The organism is Flavobacterium sp. YO12, assembly GCF_004119495.1.
Classification (GTDB): Bacteria; Bacteroidota; Bacteroidia; order Flavobacteriales; family Flavobacteriaceae; genus Flavobacterium.
In genome coordinates, this window is the sequence record NZ_NRQU01000021.1 from 1 (window position 1) to 20,217 (window position 20,217).

A 20,217-nucleotide genomic window follows, 5' to 3' on the forward strand; every position below is an offset into this window, starting at 1 on the left:
CTTTACATCTGCTTCTGAAATTGTAATCATATTATATTCTGAAATTTCTTTTAATTTGTAAAAACTTGATTTTCTTGTTCACTCACTCTTATAAATGTTGTTCGCTTAGAAAGTTCTTTTAATCTTGGAGCGCCAACATAAGTACAAGCACTTCGTAATCCTCCTAAAATATCCAAAACAGTCTGAATTACATTTCCTTTAAAAGGCACTTGAACTGTTTTTCCTTCACTTGCTCTATATTCTGCAACTCCTCCAACATGTTTGTCCATTGCAGTTGCCGAACTCATTCCGTAAAATTGTTTAAATTTTTCGCCGTTTATTTCGATTAGTTCTCCTCCGCTTTCAGTATGTCCAGCTAACATTCCGCCTAACATTACAAAATCTGAACCTGCTCCAAAAGCTTTTGCAACATCGCCCGGAGTTGTACAACCTCCGTCACTTATAATATGTCCTCCTAATCCGTGTGCTGCATCAGCACATTCGATAATTGCAGAAAGCTGTGGATAACCAACGCCTGTTTTCACTCTTGTTGTACAAACAGAACCGGGCCCAATGCCAACTTTTACAATATCGGCACCAGCCAAAAGTAATTCTTCTACCATCTCGCCTGTAACAACATTTCCGGCAATAATAACTTTATCTGGATATTGTTTTCGTGTTTGCTTTAAAAACTGAACAAAATGTTCTGAATACCCATTGGCAACATCAATACAAATAAATTTTAAGAGCGGGTTTGCTGTAACTATTGTTCCAATTTTTTCAAAATCTTCTTTTCCTGTTCCTGTGCTTATGGCAATATAGTTGTAGAAATCTGGTGTAACATTCTTTAGAAAATCATTCCATTGTTCTAAGGTATAATGTTTATGAATTGCGGTAAAAAGTTTTTCTTTTGCCAAGACCTTAGCCATTTCAAAAGTACCGACTGTATCCATATTTGCTGCCATAATCGGAATTCCAGTCCAATCTGCCGTACTGTGTAAAAACTTGAAATTTCGTTCGAGAGAGACTTCAGATCTGCTTTTTAGTGTAGATCTTTTGGGGCGAATCATTACATCTTTAAATCCTAATTTCAGATCAGTTTCTATTCTCATAGTTCAAGATTTTGGTTACTCTCAAATATAAGGAATTTTAGATTGAAGGCTTTAGATTTTAGATTATAAAATCCTAAAATTTTGAACGCTGATTAACCTGATTCGCTATCGCGAAAACGCGGATGGAAACGGATTTTTTCTTTCTATACTTTTAATAGGCTTCGACTTCGCTCAGCCTGACAAACGTAAAAACTAAAAAAAAAGCACTGCAACTGAATACTAAAATCTGAACACTGAATACTTAAAAAATCTACCCGTGAATAGTTTCTCCTTTTCCGTAATTGGTAATGATTGATTCTTCAAATTCCAACCATTCTCTCCATCGTTTTTCAACGTCTATTCCAACGCCGTATTTTCTAGCATAAGTAATAAAAGTTGTATAATGACCCGCTTCGCTTTCCATTAATTCTCTGTAAAAAACAGCTAGTTCTTCATCTTTAATATTTTCAGAAAGTACTTTGAAACGTTCACAGCTTCTAGCTTCGATCATTGCCGAAAATAATAATCGCTCTACTAAACCTGAAACACGGCTTCCGTCGCCGCTTTTCTTCATATATAAATAAAGTTCATTTACATAATCGTCTTTGCGTTCGCGACCAAGTTTTAATCCTCTTTTGATTATTATGTTATGAACTTGCTCAAAATGATCAATTTCTTCTTTGGCTAAAGCCAATAAATCCTGAACTAAATCTTGATGCTCAGAGTTGTTGGTAATAATTGTTATAGCATTTGTTGCTGCTTTTTGCTCGCACCATGCATGATCTGTTAAGATTTCTTCTATATTTTTCTCAACAATATTTACCCATCTTGGGTCAGTTGGCAATTGTAATCTAAGTACGCCCATTTTTTTAAAGTCTTAAAGTTTGAAAGTCGAAAGTCATTAGGTCAGTGGAAAACCTTAAAAGAAAAATCGAAGATCGAAAACTAAAGTTAGAAATTTACATTCCAATTTTAGACTTTCAACCTTCGACTTTATAACTTTTGACTAATTTTTAATATGCAAAAATTGGTCTTTCGCTCATCATTTCGTTTACTTGTTCAGCAACTTCTTCGATAACATCTTCATTTGTGTGATCTGTAAGTACTTTATCGATTAAAGCAACGATAGTTTCCATGTCTTTTTCAACTAAACCACGAGTTGTGATTGCAGCTGTTCCTACACGAATTCCAGAAGTAACAAATGGTGATTTGTCATCAAATGGAACCATATTTTTATTTACTGTGATTTCAGCTTTTACTAATGCATTTTCAGCTTCTTTACCAGAAATATTTTTATTTCTTAAGTCAATAAGCATCATATGGTTATCAGTTCCTCCAGAGATAATATTGTAACCTCTTTTTACGAAAGCATCTGCCATTGCGTTTGCATTTTTTTGCAATTGCATTGCGTATGTAAAGAATTCATCTTTAAGTGCTTCGCCAAAAGCAACAGCTTTTGCTGCAATAATATGCATTAAAGGTCCTCCTTGATTTCCAGGGAAAACAGCTAAATCTAACAATGAAGACATCATTCTGATTTCTCCTTTTGGAGTTTTTAAACCTTGTGGGTTTTCGAAATCTTTCCCCATTAAGATCAAACCTCCACGAGGTCCGCGTAATGTTTTGTGAGTTGTTGTTGAAACAATATGACAATGAGGGATTGGATCATTCATCAAACCTTTTGCAATTAAACCTGCAGGGTGAGAAATATCAGCAAACAAAATTGCTCCTACGCTGTCTGCGATTTGTCTAAAACGAGCAAAATCCATATCACGAGAATAAGCCGAAGCTCCTGCGATGATTAATTTTGGTTGCTCTTTTGTAGCAATTTCTTGAATTTTGTCATAATCTAAACGACCAGTTTCAGCATCTACACCGTAGAAAACCGGGCGGTACAAACGACCAGAAAAGTTAACTGGTGAACCATGAGTTAAGTGACCACCATGAGATAAATCAAATCCTAAGATTGTATCACCAGGATTTAAACAAGCATGATATACAGATGTATTTGCTTGTGAACCTGAGTGAGGCTGTACGTTTGCATATTCAGCACCAAACAATTCTTTTGCTCTGTCAATAGCAATTTGCTCAATAACGTCAACTACTTCGCAACCGCCGTAGTATCTTTTGCCAGGATACCCCTCGGCATATTTATTAGTTAAAACAGACCCTGCTGCTTGCATTACTTCATCACTTACAAAATTTTCTGAAGCGATAAGTTCTAATCCGTGAATTTGTCTATCTTTTTCCTCTAGGATAAGATTAAAAATTTGTTCGTCGCGTTGCATTTTTTCGTTTTTCGTTAATTTCCTGCAAAAATACAAAAAAACGTTTGTGATACTGTTAGATTATGATATATTTGACAAGTAATTTTTCAACAAATAATTAACATTCAACATGCCAATAACCGCCAACGATACCAAAAGAAAATCATGGTTAGAAGTACCAGAAAATAGCGACTTCCCTATTCAAAACATTCCTTTCGGTGTATTTCTTACTAAAGAAAATATCGTGACTGTAGGAACACGAATTGGCGATTACGCTATAGATTTAGGGGCTTTACAACAATTGAACTATTTCGCAGGAATTGATTTGACTGACGATATGTTTATACAAGATACGCTTAATGATTTTATTTCTGACGGAAAAAAAACATGGCGTTTAGTTCGAAATCGCATCGCAGAGATTTTCGACGAAACCAATCCACAACTTAGAGATTCAACAAAAGACAGAGATATTGTTATTTTTAACATCGACGATGTAGAAATGCAGCTTCCTGTTTTAATTGGTGATTATACGGACTTTTACTCGAGTAGAGAACACGCAACAAACGTAGGTAAAATGTTCCGTGATCCAGAAAATGCGCTTCTTCCAAACTGGCTGCATATTCCGGTAGGTTATCACGGCAGAAGCTCAACAATTGTTCCTTCAGGAATTCCTGTTCACAGACCAATGGGACAAACTTTGCCTGCAGGCGAAAAATATCCTGTTTTTGGACCATCTCGTTTAGTTGATTTTGAATTGGAAACTGCTTTTATTACAACTGATGTTAATGTAATGGGCGAAAACATTTCAACATACGAAGCCGAAGATTATATTTTTGGTATGGTTTTACTAAATGACTGGAGTGCGCGTGATATTCAAAAATGGGAATATGTGCCTCTTGGGCCATTTTTAGCTAAAAACTTTGCGACTTCAATTTCTCCATGGATTGTGACTATGGATGCTTTAGAGCCTTTTAGAACAAAGGGACCTAAGCAAGATCCTACTCCGCTTCCTTATTTACAAACAAAAGGAAAAAAGGCATTTGATATTCATTTAGAAGTTTCGATAAAACCTGAAGAGCAAGAAGAAACTGTAGTTTCTAAATCTAATTTTAAATATTTATATTGGTCAATGAGTCAGCAATTAGCGCATCATACTTCAAACGGATGTCGTGTAAATTCTGGTGACATGATGGGTTCTGGAACTATTTCGGGACCAACTCCTGATAGTTTTGGTTCTATGCTTGAATTGACTTGGGGTGGAAAAAATCCGCTTAAGCTAAATGACGGCAGTGAACGTAAATTTATTGAAGATAACGATACAGTGATTATTCGCGGTTTCTGTGAAAATAATGAAGTACGAATTGGATTTGGAGAAGTTTCAAGCCAATTATTACCTCCATTCATCAGACAATGAAGAGCAGATCAATCTGAAGAGATATAGAAATAGAAAAACCTTGGTAAGAGCCAAGGTTTTTTTATATACAATGTTTACCTCATACAATAGTTTCAATTAGCTCACGTATTGCGGAGGTTTTCCAGACAATACCTAAGTCTGACTCTTTATTTATTCGTCCACTATAAATCCCTAAAAATTTAGTCGTAGGGCCTGTACGCATAAACATCCTTCCATCCTCGCCTTGCATAATCCCTGTATTTCTGTGAGCAATTACTGCTGATCCAGATTGCCCTTGCCTTGCGCGACAATCAATTAAAAAAGTAGGTAATCCTCCATAATCTATATCATGTTCTGTAGCCATAAAACCAGTTGCCCAAATACCTAAAGCTCCACCACCAGTCAAACCAAAAGGAAAACCTATAACACTAATATTATCAGAAGGTTTCACAACAATTTCATTTTCATTGGGTAGCAAATCATAAGGATAAAGCTTTACTCCATCCAAATTAGTTAACTTTAAAGCAACAAAATCAGCTCTTGTTCCTAATGTGGGATGTTCAATCCATAAAGGATTATAATCATTTAAAATTGGTTCACTTTTAGAAATCCACACTCCAAATTCTCCTTCCTTGTTATGCATTATTATTATTTCGTCAGGAATATGACCATTCTCAGACAACAATTCATTTGTTGAATTATTACGACCAGTAACATTATGTCGATTAGTTATTAAAACTGGACCTTGTGGTGCATTTACAACAAATGCTGTACCTGTACTTAATTTGTGGCCATTCATACGCATTTCTATAAATAATGACTGAACAGATTGCATTAATATACTCATAGGCATATAATAAAAACTTAAAATTTATAATTAATTATACTGGAATCTGCTGGCTCAAACAATGTAGTGTTCCAAATCCCCAAATAAAATCAATACAACTTATTCCGATTACTTCTCTATCAGGAAAACACTCAGCTAAAATATTTAAAGCTACACGATCGTTGCTATCGTTAAATGTTGGTACTAAAACACAATTATTCAAAATCAAGAAGTTCGCATAACTTGCTGGTAAACGTAAATCTTCAAAATCAACACGTTTTGGCATTGGTAATGCTACAATAACTGGAGATTTTCCGTTTTCTAATTTTGCATTTTGCAAACGTTTCAAATTATCTTGTAAAGGTTTGTAATTTGAATCATTTTTATCAGTTTCAACAATGGTTACAATTGTATCTTCATTTACAAATCGGCATAAATCATCGATATGACCGTGAGTATCATCGCCTTCGATTCCATCACCAAGCCAAATTACATTCGTAACGCCTAGATATTCTTTAAAAACAGCTTCGTAATCTTCTTTTGTAAAACCTTGATTTCTCACCTGAATTGTTGGATGCATCAAACATTCTTCAGAAGTTAACAAAGTCCCTTTTCCATTAACATCAATTGCGCCACCTTCTACAATTACTGGTTTTCCTTTGTACATAACCTGAGTTAAAGGTACATCAATAAAATCAGCTACTTTACCTGGAACGAATTTATCTAATTGATAGTTTTTGTATTTAGCCCAACCATTGAAGTTAAAATTTAATGCTTCACGTTTTGAACCATTTTTTACAATAATTGGTCCAGAATCACGCATCCAGCTTCTATTTGTTTTATGAATGATAAAAGAAACATTTTTAATGTTTACACGAGCTCTTTGAAGCATATCGGCAACTTTTTCTTTTAATTTCTCGTCGGCAACAACTAAAAAAACAGTTTCAAATGTGGCTACTTTTTTTATAAATTCTACAAAAGCCCATTGAACAGCTTCATATTTTCCTGGCCAGTCATTACCATTATGCGGAAAACATAATACAATTCCTTGTTGTTTTTCCCATTCTGCTGGAAATCTTCTATTATTTGTTGACATAAAAAGGTTCTATTTTGAAAGAGTACAAAGATAAACATTCGTTAGGATTTTAAAACATTTGAATAGAAATGATCTGAGATTTAATAATTATTGCCTTCTAAAAATTAAGTTAAAGATTAAATAATGAAGGCTTAATATACTGCCGAGATCCGCTAATTACATTTGGCAAAACTAAAAAACTAACAAATGAAAAAATTAAGTATCACATTATTAGCAGCATTAGCTCTTATGACAAGCTGTAATAACGATGAAAACTCAAAAAATGAAGAAAACGAAGTTGTTGTAAATGAAAACCCAGCAACTTTTAAAGAAATTAGCTCAATTACAATTGGCGGAGAGGCTGCTGCTGAAATTTCTGCTTATTGCGAAAAAACAAAAAAGCTTTTTACAGTAAATAACAGCGGAACAAACCAAATTGATGTAATTGATTTATCAGATCCAACTAAACCAGCAAAAATTGGAAAAATTGATTTAACCCCTTATGAAGGTGCATCAAACAGCGTTTCTGTTTATAATGGAAAACTTGCTGTTGCTTTAGAATCAACAACAAATAAACAAGGAAACGGAAAAGTTGTAATTTTTAATACAAGTGATTACAGCTTAATAAAACAAGTGACTGTTGGTGCTTTGCCTGATATGATTACATTTTCGCCAGATGGAAAGTTTATTATGACTGCAAATGAAGGAGAGCCAAATGCAGATTATTCATTGGATCCTAACGGAACAATCTCTATTATCGATACTAATACTTATGTGGTTACAACTCTTGATTTCAGCTCATTCAGCAGTCAAGCTGCGGCATTAGCTAAAGATGGATTTAGAATTTCTAAGTTTGCTAAGAGTTTTGCTCAGGACATTGAACCAGAATATATTACTATTTCTGATGATTCTAAAACGGCATGGGTAACTCTTCAAGAAAATAATGGTGTTGCAAAAGTAGATTTGACTTCAAAAACAATTACTGCGATCTATCCGCTGGGTTTAAAGGATTTTAATACGGCTGAAAATGCGATTGATGTGAGTGATAAAGATGATAAAATCGCCTTTAATCCGTGGAAAGTTAAGGGAATGTATATGCCAGATGCTATTAGTCATTTTTCAGCAAATAGTGTTCCTTATTTTGTTACAGCGAACGAAGGAGATGCTAGAGAATATACAGCTTATTCAGATATTAAGAGAATGAAAGACATGAAGCTGGATGCGGCTGTTTTCCCAGATGCTGCAACTTTAAAATTAGAAACAAATTTAGGAAGACTTAATCTTGTTGCTGATATGGGCGATACTGATGGAGACGGCGATTTAGACCAAATGGTTAGTTTTGGCGCTCGCTCTTTCTCTATCTGGAATGGAAATACTGGAAAAATTGTTTACGACAGCAAAAATGATGTTGACAAAAAAACAAATGAATTTGGAACTTATGATGATAAACGAAGCGATGACAAAGGATCTGAGCCAGAAGCTGTAGTTGTGGCTAAAATAGGGAATCAGAACATTTTGTTTGTTGGACTTGAAAGGTCAGATGCTTTTATGACTTATGATGTAACAAATCCTGCTTCACCGCAATATTTGCAAACGGTAAAAACTGGAGATGCTCCAGAAGGACTTTTATTTATACCAGCTTCAAAAAGCCCTAATAAAAAAAGTTTAGTTGTAGTAAGCAGTGAAGGTGATGGAACCATAAAGATCTATCAGCCAGATCTTAAGTAGTTAATTTTAACAAAATTAGTAAGAGGGTGAAATATTAATTTCACCCTCTTTTTTTATCAAAAATTGAGTTTTTATTAACTAATTTACATAATTAAATGCCAAAATATGGGAATTATGTAAGACCTAATAGAACACAATCTAAAACATGAAGCATAATTTTGTCAGGAGTTTAATAATAAAAACAACTAAATTTTTGATATCATGAAAAAGAAATTAGCTTCCTTATCACTTTTATTCTTAGCATTTGCTGCAAGTGCTCAAAATATGGCTACGACCTCTGCACAGTCGACAGTTGATCAACCTGCTTATAACAAATGGTCTATCGAACTTAATGGCGGTGTTAACAAACCAACACGAACAATGACTCCTGGTTATTCTACATCAACTTTAAATCCGTTTCATGCTGATTTAGGCGTTAGATATATGTTTAGTCCAAAATTTGGTGTTAAACTGGATGTTGGATACGATCAGTTTACAGAACGTGACAATACGCCAAATTTTGAAAGCAGATACGTTAGAACAAGTTTACAAGGTGTTGTAAATATTGGACGAGCTTTAAATTTTGAAACATGGACTAATACTATTGGAATCTTAGCTCATGGTGGATTTGGTGTTTCGCAAATAAGCACTGAAACTGGTTTTGGCGGTCAGGATTATATGGCGCACGGAATTGTTGGTTTAACGGGACAAATTAAAGTAAGCAACAGAGTGGCTTTGACTGGTGATCTTACGGGAATTGTAAACGGAAGACAAAACTGGAACTTTGACGGAATGGGTAATACTACCACTGGTTCTTTTGATGGTGTTTTACTAAATGCCTCTGTAGGTTTGACATTTTACCTAGGTAAAAATGAAAAACATGCTGACTGGGTTAGCGAAGAAGACAGATACGGAAAATTAGAAAAAAGAGTTGATCTAATCGAAAGTGGTCTTCTAGACACAGACAAAGATGGTGTTGCTGATTTATACGATTTAGAACCAAATTCTATTGCAGGTGTTGCTGTTAATACAAAAGGACAATCAATTGATACAAATCAAAATGGAGTACCTGATGAAATGGAAAGTTACTTAGACAAAACATACGAAAAGAAAGGAAACGGAACTGCAACTAACAATACTGTTGAAGAATTAATTAACGGTGGTTATGTAAATGTTTACTTTGACTTCAATTCGTCTAAACCTACAAACGCTTCATTGTCTGGTGTAGATTTCTTAGTGAAATATCTAAAAAATAATCCAGGAAAATCTGCTGATATTATTGGTTATGCTGATGAAATTGGAAACACTAGTTATAATCAATCATTGTCTCAAAAAAGAGCTGAAGCTGTCAAAAAAGTAGTTGTAAATGCCGGAATTGATGCTTCAAGACTAAATGTAATTGGTAACGGAGAAGACACTTCTGTAAACAAAAAATCAAAAGAAGCACGTCAAATCGTAAGAAGAGTTACTTTCCAAGTGAAGTAATTTACATATAAAGCTAAAAACAAGAGAAGGAGCTGTTTCATTTTTGAAACAGCTCCTTTTTGTTATTTAGAAGAACTCCTTACAAAGTTTTTCAGAGCCAGTTTTTGATAATTGAATGTACATTTGATAAAGCTCCGGAGGAGCAAAATATTTATAGAATTTCAATACGACCAATAAAAAAGCTCCAGCGGAGCGACATGTACTAGATTGAAAAAAAACATGTCGCTCCGCTGGAGCTTTATATTGTAAATATTTATTCTTTGCTATAAATATTTTGCTCCTCCGGAGCTTTTATGTAAATGTATATCCTTTGCTATAAATATTAGCTTCTCTGAAGCTTACAAAAAAAGGGCAAAATAATATTTTTTGCCCTTTTTATATTTATGATAAATCTAATTATCTATCTATTGCTCTTTTTGTAATATCACCAAAAGCATCAATTCTTCTATCTCTAAAGAATGGCCAGTTTTGACGAACATTTTCTTGTAAATCTAAATCAACTTCGGCAATTAGAATTTCTTCTTGATCGTGAGAAGCTTGAGCTAATATTTCACCTTGAGGGCCTGCAATGAACGATGCTCCCCAGAACTGAATTCCTTCTGTTCCTTCAATGTACTTTTCAAGACCAATTCTGTTTGCCGCTGCAACAAAAACGCCATTTGCTACTGCATGACCTTTCATTACATTCATCCAAGCGCCATATTGGTTTTCACCATATTGTTCTTTTTCTTTTGGATGCCATCCAATTGCTGTAGGATAAAACAAAACTTCTGCTCCTTTTAAAGCTGTAATACGCGCTGCTTCTGGATACCATTGATCCCAACAGATTAAAGTTCCAATAGTCCTTTTTTAGTTTCGATTGCTTGAAAACCTAAATCACCTGGTGTAAAGTAGAATTTCTCATAAAAATGCGGATCGTCTGGAATATGCATTTTACGGTATAAACCAGCCTCTGTTCCATCAGTATCGATAATATAAGCACTATTGTGGTAAATACCAGCCATTCTTTTTTCGAAGAAAGGAACAATAATTACTACTCCTAATTCTTTTGCCAATTCGCTGAAAGCAATAAACGAAGTACTGTAAAGTGGTTCTGCTAATGCAAAATTATCTACATCTTCGCTTTGGCAGAAATAATGACTGCTATATAATTCTGGAAGCAAGATAACCTCTGCTCCTTTTCCGGCAGCATCTCTTACCCAGCTGATGCATTTTTTAAGATTATTTTCGGCTACGTCATTCAAATTTAATTGAATAACCGCTATTTTATACTTTCTTTTCGGCATGACATAAAATTTAGAGTGCAAAAATAGTAAATTTTAAAGGAATGACAAACCAAGCGTATCGAGCGTTTCTAGAAAACTGCAATCAACGATTTCTGTAATAAAAAACTTTGCAGAGTTTATTAAAAAAGAAAACCATTTTACAATTTTTTATTTATCTCTTGAGTAAATAGATATTGCAAAATGGCCTCTCAACCTATTTTTCTTATAAGAAACTATTCAATAACCACTTTCTGAGTCAGGAATTCAGTTTCAGATTTTTTGAATTTAATTTCAAAAGTTCCTTTTGCTGTAGATTTAAATTTGTAAACCGTTTTCTTTGGTTCTGGAACTTGCAGCGTGCAAACTCCTGTTGGGTATCTTACATCTATTTGTAAACCTTTTACTTCACCAATAGTTGTCTCAGAAATTTTTACAAATTCGCCACACGCATTATCTACAAGATAAGTTACATCATAGCTCAATTCTTCATTAACTTTTCCTGTTTCTGGTCCTTTAATTTCTGTTGCAAATGCCGCTTTTATGTTTTCAGGTGCTGTTGCTTTGTCATCATCGTTGCTGCATGAAACAAATGCAGTTGTTAAAAATAATACTACTAATGCTGATGTTAATCTAATACTTTTCATATAAAATAATAATTAATTGTTAATTACTATGAAGATGTATCAAAATTGAGATGGTTGCTTTTATAAAATGTTAAAAAAAACACCAAACAAATAACTCACTGTTAATCAGATATTTATTTTAAATAAAAATTTCAAAAAATAATTTTATTTTCTATTAAAAATCAAAATATCTCGATTAGCCCCGGTAGAAACGGCATCCTTTTTCTTGCTTCTTTAGCAAGAAAAAGATAAAGTGGATAACGGGACAAGTGGTCTCAAAAAAACTCTTAGAACTGCTCCAAAAAAAAAACATCAGCCTTCCGACTGATGTTTTATATGATAACTTTACTCTTACTTTTATTTCTTCTTTTTAAACAACATTTTAAAAAGATTTACGGCGCCAAGAACGACAAGTCCTAAAGCTAGTCCAATTACAAATTCTTTTATAATTGATGGAATATTAATTGTTTCTGATAAATGATGAAAATATGGAATATTGTGCACAAAGATACCGCCGGCAACTAATAGTAAGGCTATTGTACCAATTACAGTTAAACTCTTTATAACTAACGGAAGTCCTTTTACTAAAAGATTTCCAATGAATTTTGATATACTTTTTTCGTCTTTGCTAAATTTGATAAGCTTATACCCTGCTTCATCCATTCTTACAATAAGAGCTACAATACCATAAACTCCAATTGTTGCTACCAAAGCAATGATTGACGTTACAGCTATCTGTTGTGAAATTGGTTTTCCTATAACAGTTCCAAGCGCAATAATTACGATTTCGACAGATAGAATAAAATCGGTTACAATTGCTGATTTTATTTTTCCTTTTTCGGCTTCTAAAATTTGCTCTTCTGTAAAAGTTTCTTCTGTAATTCCTTCAGATTCTTCATGACTGTGAGGGAAAATAAATTCGTAAATCTTTTCGGCACCTTCATAAGCTAAGAAAAGTCCGCCTAGAACAAGAATTACAATGATAGCAATAGGAAAAAATGCACTTAACAAAAATGCAATTGGCAAAATGATAATTTTGTTAAGCAATGAACCTTTACTGATTGCCCATAATACAGGAAGTTCTCTTGAGGAAGCAAATCCTGATGCTTTTTCTGCATTTACAGCTAAATCATCGCCTAAAATCCCTGCTGTTTTCTTTGCTGCAACTTTACTCATTACGGCTACATCATCCATAATTGCTGCAATATCGTCTAGTAATACGAAAAAACCTGATGCCATTATATTTGTTTTTGTTTAAATTTAGTTGTGCGAATCTAAGACTTTTTATGCTAATCTTAATGATGTAAAATCACAATTAATTCCTAACTGCACTGTCCTAAAAGCACCCAAATAATTATAAAAATAAAAACTGTGCTAAAACAACCACATCCTAATTTCTTGGCACCATAACCTGCAATTAATCCTCTAACTATATTATTCATATTTTTTGTTTTTAAACTACTGTAAATTTGAGAATTAAAGATAAGATTGGTTTATATTACTTTAAAAAAAAGTTTCATTATTCTATGGACAAAAAAAACACCAGCATTTCTGCTGGTGTTTTTCTAGTGAGTGTAAAGACGCACAGACGTGCGTCTTTAAATTATTTTCTAGTACTAAATTATTTTACTTCGTGGGTTTGGTTTCTAAATACCAATTTTCCATCGAAAGCATCAATTAAAATAATACTGTCTGTTGTAATATTGTTTGCCAAAATTTCTTTTGACAACTGATTCAGCACTTCTCTCTGAACGATACGTTTTACAGGTCTTGCTCCAAACTGAGGATCATATCCTTTTTCAGATAAGTAAGCAACAGCCTCTGGCGTAGCATCCATTGTGATACCTTGCAAGGCAAGCATTTTTGTAACACTCTTAAGCTGCAGACTTACAATTTTCGAAATATTGTCAACCGTTAATGGCGTAAATAATACAATTTCATCAATACGATTTATAAATTCCGGACGAACGGTTTGTTTCAATAAGCCTAAAACTTCAACTTTAGCAGCTTCGGTCGTATCTTCAATACTTCCTTTTAGATTTTCAAACTTTTCTTGTATAATCTGACTTCCCATATTAGAAGTCATAATAATAATTGTGTTTTTAAAATCGGCTAGACGACCTTTATTATCCGTTAATCGGCCTTCATCTAAAACTTGCAATAAAATATTGAAAGTATCTGGATGTGCTTTTTCTATCTCATCTAATAAAACTACCGAATATGGTTTTCTACGCACAGCTTCTGTTAACTGACCACCTTCATCATAACCTACATATCCTGGAGGTGCACCAACCAAACGGCTCACGCTGTGACGTTCTTGGTATTCGCTCATATCGATACGAGTCATGGCATTTTCATCGTCAAAAAGATATTCTGCCAATGCTTTTGCAAGTTCTGTTTTACCAACACCGGTAGTTCCTAAAAATAAGAATGTACCAACAGGTTTTTTCAAATCTTGCAAACCTGCACGACTTCTTCGAACAGCATCACTTACTGCTTCAATTGCCTCTTCTTGTCCTACAACACGTTTGTGCAGCTCATCTTCAAGATGTAAAAGTTTCTCTCTTTCGGTCTGAAGCATTTTCATTACAGGAATCCCTGTCCATTTTGCTACAACTTCGGCAATATCTTCTCTGGTTACTTCCTCTTTAATTAAAGAAGTTCCTGATTGAAATTCTTGCAGTTGTTTCTGCAGTCCTTCAAGACGTTCTTGAGCTTCTTTTATTTTTCCGTAACGTATTTCAGCCACTTTTCCATAATCACCGTCACGTTCTGCACGTTCAGCTTCATATTTAAAATCTTCAATTTCTAATTTTACAGCCTGAATCCCATCAACAATATCTTTTTCAGATTTCCATCTTGCATAGATCTCGTTGCGTTCTTCTTTCAGATTTGCCAAATCCATGCGAAGGATTTTAAGCTTACTTTCTTCTTTCTCACGTTTTATCGCTTCAATTTCGATTTCAAGCTGCATAATTTTACGATCCAAAACATCTAATTCCTCAGGTTTTGAATTGATTTCCATACGCAGTTTTGAAGCCGCTTCGTCCATTAAGTCAATAGCTTTATCTGGTAAGAAACGGTTTGTAATATAACGCTGTGAAAGTTCAACAGCTGCAATAATAGCTTCGTCTTTAATTTGAACTTTATGATGCGTTTCGTACTTTTCTTTAATACCACGTAAAATTGAAACTGCACTTTCGGTATCTGGCTCATCAATTAATACCTTCTGGAAACGTCTTTCTAAAGCTTTGTCTTTTTCAAAATACTTTTGATATTCATCTAATGTAGTTGCTCCAATGGCTCTTAATTCACCACGAGCCAAGGCTGGTTTCAGGATATTAGCCGCATCCATTGCGCCTTCTCCTCCACCCGCACCTACAAGTGTATGAATCTCATCAATAAACAAAACGATATCACCTTCGGCAGATGTAACCTCTTTTACTACCGATTTCAAACGCTCTTCAAATTCTCCTTTAAACTTAGCTCCTGCAATCAAAGCTCCCATATCTAATGAGAAAACGATTTTATCTTTTAAATTTTCAGGAACGTCTCCGTCAACAATTCTGTGTGCTAAACCTTCTGCAATTGCAGTTTTACCAACTCCAGGTTCACCAATTAGCATTGGATTATTTTTAGTTCTACGAGTTAGAATCTGCAATACGCGTCGAATTTCTTCATCACGTCCAATAACAGGATCTAATTTTCCTGTACGAGCTAATTCATTTAAGTTTTTTGCGTATTTATTTAATGAATTATAAGTTTCTTCGGCAGATGCAGATGTTACTCTTTCGCCTTTTCGAAGTTCTTCGATAGCCGCTTTTAAACCTTTACCTGTAACTCCTTGATCTTTTAATATTTGTGAAACTTTGCTTTTTGAGTCGAAAATAGCTAAAATTAAATGCTCGATCGAAACATATTCGTCGTTCATTTTTTGTGCTATAATTTCGGCTTCATTCAAAGCTTTGTTTGCGTCTCTAGAAAGCAGAATATCGCCTCCTGAAACTTTTGGGAAACTCTGAATTGTGCTGTCTAATATCTGTAAAAACAACGGCACATTTACATTGAGTTTTTTCAGAATAAACGGTGCAACATTTTCATCTACTTCAAAAATAGCTTTAAAAATGTGTTCGTTTTCTATTTGCTGCTGACCATTTCGTTGTGCCAACTGTTGTGACAGCTGAATGGCTTCCTGCGATTTAATTGTAAATTTGTTTATGTTCATATTTTTTCGATTTGATTGATTTATTTGTCTGATTTTCAATAGGATTAAAGTTACAATTTATTAAGCTACATTTTTAACTCAAATAATTTAACTTTGCATTTTAATAAACAAATTATATTCCACAGTAACAAAACAGACAAAACGGCATTAAAAACAGCATAAACAGTTATTTTTAATGTCAAAAAGTCACAAAATAAGCCAAATATGAGTTTTTTAAATTCAATCTTCGGAAGTTCAGAGAACTCAGAAGCCTCAAAAAGTAAAGTAAACTGGACAGAATTAACAGATATTCTTCAATTAATGGAGATCGAAGCGATCTCAAATGAAAAGCCAGTAGTTATTTTTAAGCACAGTACAAGATGCAGTATCAGCCGTATGGCTTTGAAACAATTTGAAAAAGAATTTGATCTCGAAAATGTAGTTGATGCTTATTTTCTTGATTTAATAGCACATCGCGATATATCTAATGAAATTGCAAGCAAGTTTAGTGTTTATCACGAATCTCCGCAATTGATTTTGATCAAAAATGGAAAAGCCGTTTATGATGTCTCGCACAGCGATATTGATGCTGAAGCATTGAAAAGTAAAGTGTAGTTTTTTTGCTGCGAATTGCACAAATTTTCACTAATTAATTGGTGTAAATTTGTGTAATTCGCGGCTTGAAAATTGCTTGTTTTTTTATTGATAACGGCTAAATTTAAAAACTTCCCCCCGATCCGCCGCCGCTAAATCCGCCTCCGCCAAAATCCATCGGAGAATCTGTTTTTACTTCTGGTTTCATACCAAAAGTTGAAGCAACAATTAAAGCTTCGGCATTTAAAATTGCATTGGAATTATTAATTCTGTCTGGTTTAAAAGTTAATCCTTTTTCTTTGTTTTTTAATTTTTGAATAGAAAAATAAGCTATAGCAAACATTACTAATCCGCCAAACGTTAATGCCACTTCTAATGGTAAAACAGAATAATAGAATCGTATAGTAAAAATTGAAAATCCTATTGCTGCAAAACTAATCCAAAGCATGATTCTGTCTCTTATTTTTAAAGCTTGAACCAAATAAACGATTGGCACTATAAAAGTAAAAGCGTAAAAGAAGTAAGCAAACTGTATGTCCTGACCTGGAAGAACATCTACTCCTAAAAGCTCAAAAGAAAGTTCTCTTACCACTAAATAATTACAAGAAAGATAAAATAGAATCAAGCAGAAACTATTAGCTAATAGTAATCCGTTGTAATAGTAAGCTTCTGTTAAACTTTTAATTCTGTTTTTAGTAAAGAAATAAAACCCTGCCGCAGTTAACATCGCAACAAAAGGCAAGATTGTTTTGCCAATATCACCAATTTCAAACATTCCGAAGAATAAAACTGCAGAAGAAGCGAGACAAAAAACAAGCATTGATAATAAATGCAAATATCTTTTGTAAGTAATAAAAGAAGCAATTGCAACAAAAATGGCAACAATAACTTCGTATCCTTCAGTAGTGATGGCGATTGCGAAACCTGTATTTAAAAGGATTCCTAAAATAAAAGCATCGTCTAAACCGTGTCTATAATATTTTTGATTTGCTAAAAATTCTGCTCCAACAACACCAACACCTGCAAAAAGATAACAGCAAATTTTAAAATAGAAATTTTCGCCACTTAGTCCTATTAATGAAATAGCACCGCAAATAGATAAATATAAGAAGGATCCCAATAAAAAGAACCCCAATCGAACCAAGATATTATTCTGGCTTCTAAAAACGGGCAAAGCATTTTTAATAAGTTTTGTTTGCTCTTTGCTAATAAAGCCTCCATTCTGCAAAGTTTCAGCTTCTTCAACTAAAGCTAAATTATTTAATAAATTTTTATCGTGTAGTATCATTCGGCTATCTCTTTATGGAATTTTTTAATCAGTTTTATAAATAGTACAATCGAACCAATGAAATAGGCCGGCAGAAGGAAAATAAAAAGTTCCCAAATGTCTGAGAAATCTACATGTTCAAAAATTCTAAATAAGACAATATTTAGTCCGATATAAGCATAAACAATCATAAAAACATACAAAGACATTGCTTTTAAATCATGACTAACTTTATAAAAATAATATGATGAAGCTGCTAAAATAAGAGCAAAAAGCAACCAGAAAAATTCGTGATTAACTAGATTGCTTATCGAAGCAATAGCTATAATATGCAAAGCAAATGTTTGATAGATTATGGCAAAATGAGTTTTTAAATTGATTCTAAAACTGTAGATTGTCCACAAAATGAGCAAAACACCAAGCATAATTGCCGAATAACTTAAGTTTTGATTATCATAGAAACTATTATTTTCATTAAAAATATCCTGTGGCGTTACTGATAGTCCTACATAAGCCGCCAAACCTGTAACAGCAATCGTTAAAACACTTTTATTATCAAAATAATAGGCACAAACAAAGCTGACGATCGTTGGTACCAAAGTGGCTAAACCGTAATGTGTTCCAAAAGATTTATATTGAAACTGAAGATATCCAATAAAAATGCAAGTCAAAATATTTGCCAATAAAACCAAATATTCTAAAACAGGATTATCAAAAGTAGTTTCCGTTTTTTGAAAGCCTCTTGAATTTTTAAAACAATAATAAAAACAGCCCGCAATAATAACTAGTAATATTGATAGAAGTGCAATATGACCAATCGTATCAATATTATTATAAATTAAAATCCCTATTCCAGAAGTAAAAAGCAATACCGAAAAATAAAGTAGTAGTTTTAACTCTGCATTTAGAGAGAATATATTTAAACTTCGATATTTTCTAATCTCCTGAAACTGATTTTCGGTAATTAGATTTTTCTCAAAAAGAGCTTCAGCTGCCTGCTCGTCAAAATGCGTCATATCTTTAATTTAAAAACAATACATTCTCAAATGTAAAGAATTAGGTCGAATTTTCTTAGATTCTCAAAAATATATTTCTCAGCATAAAAAAACCGATTTGTATAATTTACAAATCGGTTCTCTATAATTACAAAGAAAGAGCTATTATAAAGCTGCTTTCATTTTATCTTTAATTGCTTCAAGACATAAATTATTGATACTACCTTCATGCGTATGTTTTGTTTCTTTAGGAGATTTGTATGTTCCCGCTTCCAATTGTTCGGCAACAGCTTTGTAAGCATCTCTAAACGGCATTCCTTCAACCACCATTTCATTTAAAGTATCTACAGTAAATAAATAATCATATTTTTTATCTTCTAAAATATGATCTTTAACCGTAATATCCTTTATTGAAAATATAGCAATATCCAAACAAGATTTTAAAGTTTGAATTGCAGGAAACAAACCTTCTTTTAAAAGCTGTAAATCTCTGTGATAACCGCTTGGAAGATTATTGGTAATTAAAGTGATTTCATATGGAAGTGCCTGAATCTTGTTACATTTTCCTCTAATTAATTCGAAAACATCCGGATTCTTTTTATGAGGCATAATACTTGAACCTGTTGTAAGATGTGCTGGTAAACCGATAAAATCAAAGTTCTGGCTCATATACAAACAAACATCCATAGCAAATTTTGACAATGTTCCCGCTACACTTATCATCGCAAAAGCGACAGTTTTTTCAGCTTTCCCACGGCTCATTTGTGCGGCAACAGCGTTGTATTTTAAGGTTTCAAAACCTAATTCTTTTGTGGTAAATGTTCTGTTGATTGGAAATGAACTTCCATAACCCGCAGCAGAACCTAACGGATTCTGATCTACAATTTTAGAAGCTGCATTCAACATTGTAATATCATCAATCAAACTTTCAGCGTAAGCAGAAAACCACATTCCGAATGAAGACGGCATAGCGATTTGTAAATGCGTATAACCTGGCAATAAAACATTCTGATGCTTTTCTGCCGATTCCATCAGCAAATCAAACAAGGTTTTTACCTGTTCTTTTATCGCTTTTAATTCGTCTTTTAAATACAAATGAACGTCTACTAAAACTTGATCATTACGAGAACGTGCAGTGTGGATTTTCTTTCCTGCATCGCCCAATTTTACAGTTAGAAGATATTCTATTTTAGAATGTACGTCTTCGAAACTGTCTTCGATTTCGAAATTTCCAACTACGATATCAGCGATGATTTCGTTTAATGCATCAACTAAAGAAGTTGTTTCTTCCTGAGTTAATAAACCAATTTGCCCAAGCATTTTGGCGTGAGCGATTGAACCTAAAGCATCATATTTTGCTAAAACCAAATCCAGTTCACGATCGTTTCCTACTGTGAATTGTTCGATTTGTTTATCTGTTGGTATTCCTTTTTCCCAAAGTTTCAT

15 protein-coding genes and 1 pseudogene are annotated in these 20,217 nt (G+C 33.6%); 4 read left to right on the forward strand and 12 right to left on the reverse strand.

From position 1 onward, the window contains the following. Nucleotides 1-50: 50 nt before the first annotated feature. The 3 genes from BOW55_RS08880 to glyA form a co-directional block, all read right to left on the reverse strand. Nucleotides 51-1,091, reverse strand: a complete 1,041-nt coding sequence (locus BOW55_RS08880) for a GMP reductase (RefSeq protein ID WP_129023826.1) — start codon at nt 1,089-1,091, stop codon at nt 51-53. 250 nt (nt 1,092-1,341) lie between these two features. Continuing rightward, nucleotides 1,342-1,935 (reverse strand): tRNA-(ms[2]io[6]A)-hydroxylase, encoded by a 594-nt coding sequence (locus BOW55_RS08885; protein ID WP_089055797.1) that lies wholly within the window; start codon nt 1,933-1,935, stop codon nt 1,342-1,344. 148 nt (nt 1,936-2,083) lie between these two features. Continuing rightward, complete coding sequence (gene glyA, locus BOW55_RS08890) at nt 2,084-3,358, reverse strand: serine hydroxymethyltransferase (RefSeq protein ID WP_089057729.1); 1,275 nt, start codon at nt 3,356-3,358, stop codon at nt 2,084-2,086. A 109-nt stretch (nt 3,359-3,467) separates the two neighbouring features. On the opposite strand from glyA, the gene fahA reads away from it, so the two are divergent. Next, complete coding sequence (gene fahA, locus BOW55_RS08895; protein WP_129023827.1) at nt 3,468-4,751, forward strand: fumarylacetoacetase; 1,284 nt, start codon at nt 3,468-3,470, stop codon at nt 4,749-4,751. A gap of 79 nt (nt 4,752-4,830) precedes the next feature. Here fahA and BOW55_RS08900 read toward each other — a convergent pair whose 3' ends face one another. Continuing rightward, nucleotides 4,831-5,577, reverse strand: a complete 747-nt coding sequence (locus BOW55_RS08900; RefSeq protein ID WP_164975019.1) for a trypsin-like peptidase domain-containing protein — start codon at nt 5,575-5,577, stop codon at nt 4,831-4,833. Between the two features lie 34 nt (nt 5,578-5,611). Then, on the reverse strand, nt 5,612-6,652 hold the full coding sequence (locus BOW55_RS08905; protein ID WP_129023829.1) for an agmatine/peptidylarginine deiminase: 1,041 nt from the start codon (nt 6,650-6,652) through the stop codon (nt 5,612-5,614). 186 nt (nt 6,653-6,838) lie between these two features. Here BOW55_RS08905 and BOW55_RS08910 point away from each other — a divergent pair, with 186 nt between their 5' ends. Both BOW55_RS08910 and BOW55_RS08915 read left to right on the forward strand, forming a co-directional pair. Then, on the forward strand, nt 6,839-8,359 hold the full coding sequence (locus BOW55_RS08910) for a choice-of-anchor I family protein (RefSeq protein ID WP_129023830.1): 1,521 nt from the start codon (nt 6,839-6,841) through the stop codon (nt 8,357-8,359). A 201-nt stretch (nt 8,360-8,560) separates the two neighbouring features. Continuing rightward, complete coding sequence (locus BOW55_RS08915) at nt 8,561-9,823, forward strand: OmpA family protein (RefSeq protein WP_129023831.1); 1,263 nt, start codon at nt 8,561-8,563, stop codon at nt 9,821-9,823. Between the two features lie 396 nt (nt 9,824-10,219). Here the strand turns inward: BOW55_RS08915 and BOW55_RS08920 are convergent. The 4 genes and pseudogenes from BOW55_RS08920 to clpB form a co-directional block, all read right to left on the reverse strand. Beyond that, a pseudogene (locus BOW55_RS08920) lies at nt 10,220-11,109 on the reverse strand (carbon-nitrogen hydrolase). 212 nt (nt 11,110-11,321) lie between these two features. Next, complete coding sequence (locus tag BOW55_RS08925; protein WP_129023832.1) at nt 11,322-11,732, reverse strand: hypothetical protein; 411 nt, start codon at nt 11,730-11,732, stop codon at nt 11,322-11,324. A gap of 336 nt (nt 11,733-12,068) precedes the next feature. Next, on the reverse strand, nt 12,069-12,950 hold the full coding sequence (locus tag BOW55_RS08930) for a DUF808 domain-containing protein (RefSeq protein ID WP_129023833.1): 882 nt from the start codon (nt 12,948-12,950) through the stop codon (nt 12,069-12,071). 382 nt (nt 12,951-13,332) lie between these two features. After that, a complete protein-coding gene (clpB, locus tag BOW55_RS08935) occupies nt 13,333-15,936 on the reverse strand; it encodes an ATP-dependent chaperone ClpB (protein ID WP_129023834.1) in 2,604 nt (867 codons plus the stop codon). A 204-nt stretch (nt 15,937-16,140) separates the two neighbouring features. On the opposite strand from clpB, the gene ytxJ reads away from it, so the two are divergent. Further along, a complete protein-coding gene (gene ytxJ / locus BOW55_RS08940; protein ID WP_129023835.1) occupies nt 16,141-16,530 on the forward strand; it encodes a bacillithiol system redox-active protein YtxJ in 390 nt (129 codons plus the stop codon). A gap of 103 nt (nt 16,531-16,633) precedes the next feature. Here ytxJ and BOW55_RS08945 read toward each other — a convergent pair whose 3' ends face one another. The 3 genes from BOW55_RS08945 to argH all read right to left on the reverse strand — a co-directional run bounded on the left by BOW55_RS08945 (nt 16,634) and on the right by argH (nt 20,217). After that, nucleotides 16,634-17,797 carry a hypothetical protein gene (locus tag BOW55_RS08945; RefSeq protein ID WP_129023836.1) on the reverse strand — a complete coding sequence of 388 codons (1,164 nt, stop codon included), beginning with the start codon at nt 17,795-17,797 and terminating at the stop codon, nt 16,634-16,636. After that, nucleotides 17,794-18,792: a DUF2157 domain-containing protein gene (locus tag BOW55_RS08950; RefSeq protein WP_129023837.1), complete on the reverse strand. Its 999-nt coding sequence runs from the start codon at nt 18,790-18,792 to the stop codon at nt 17,794-17,796. Before BOW55_RS08950 ends, BOW55_RS08945 begins: the two co-directional genes overlap by 4 nt. A 144-nt stretch (nt 18,793-18,936) precedes the next feature. Next, nucleotides 18,937-20,217 (reverse strand): argininosuccinate lyase, encoded by a 1,281-nt coding sequence (gene argH / locus BOW55_RS08955; RefSeq protein ID WP_129023838.1) that lies wholly within the window; start codon nt 20,215-20,217, stop codon nt 18,937-18,939.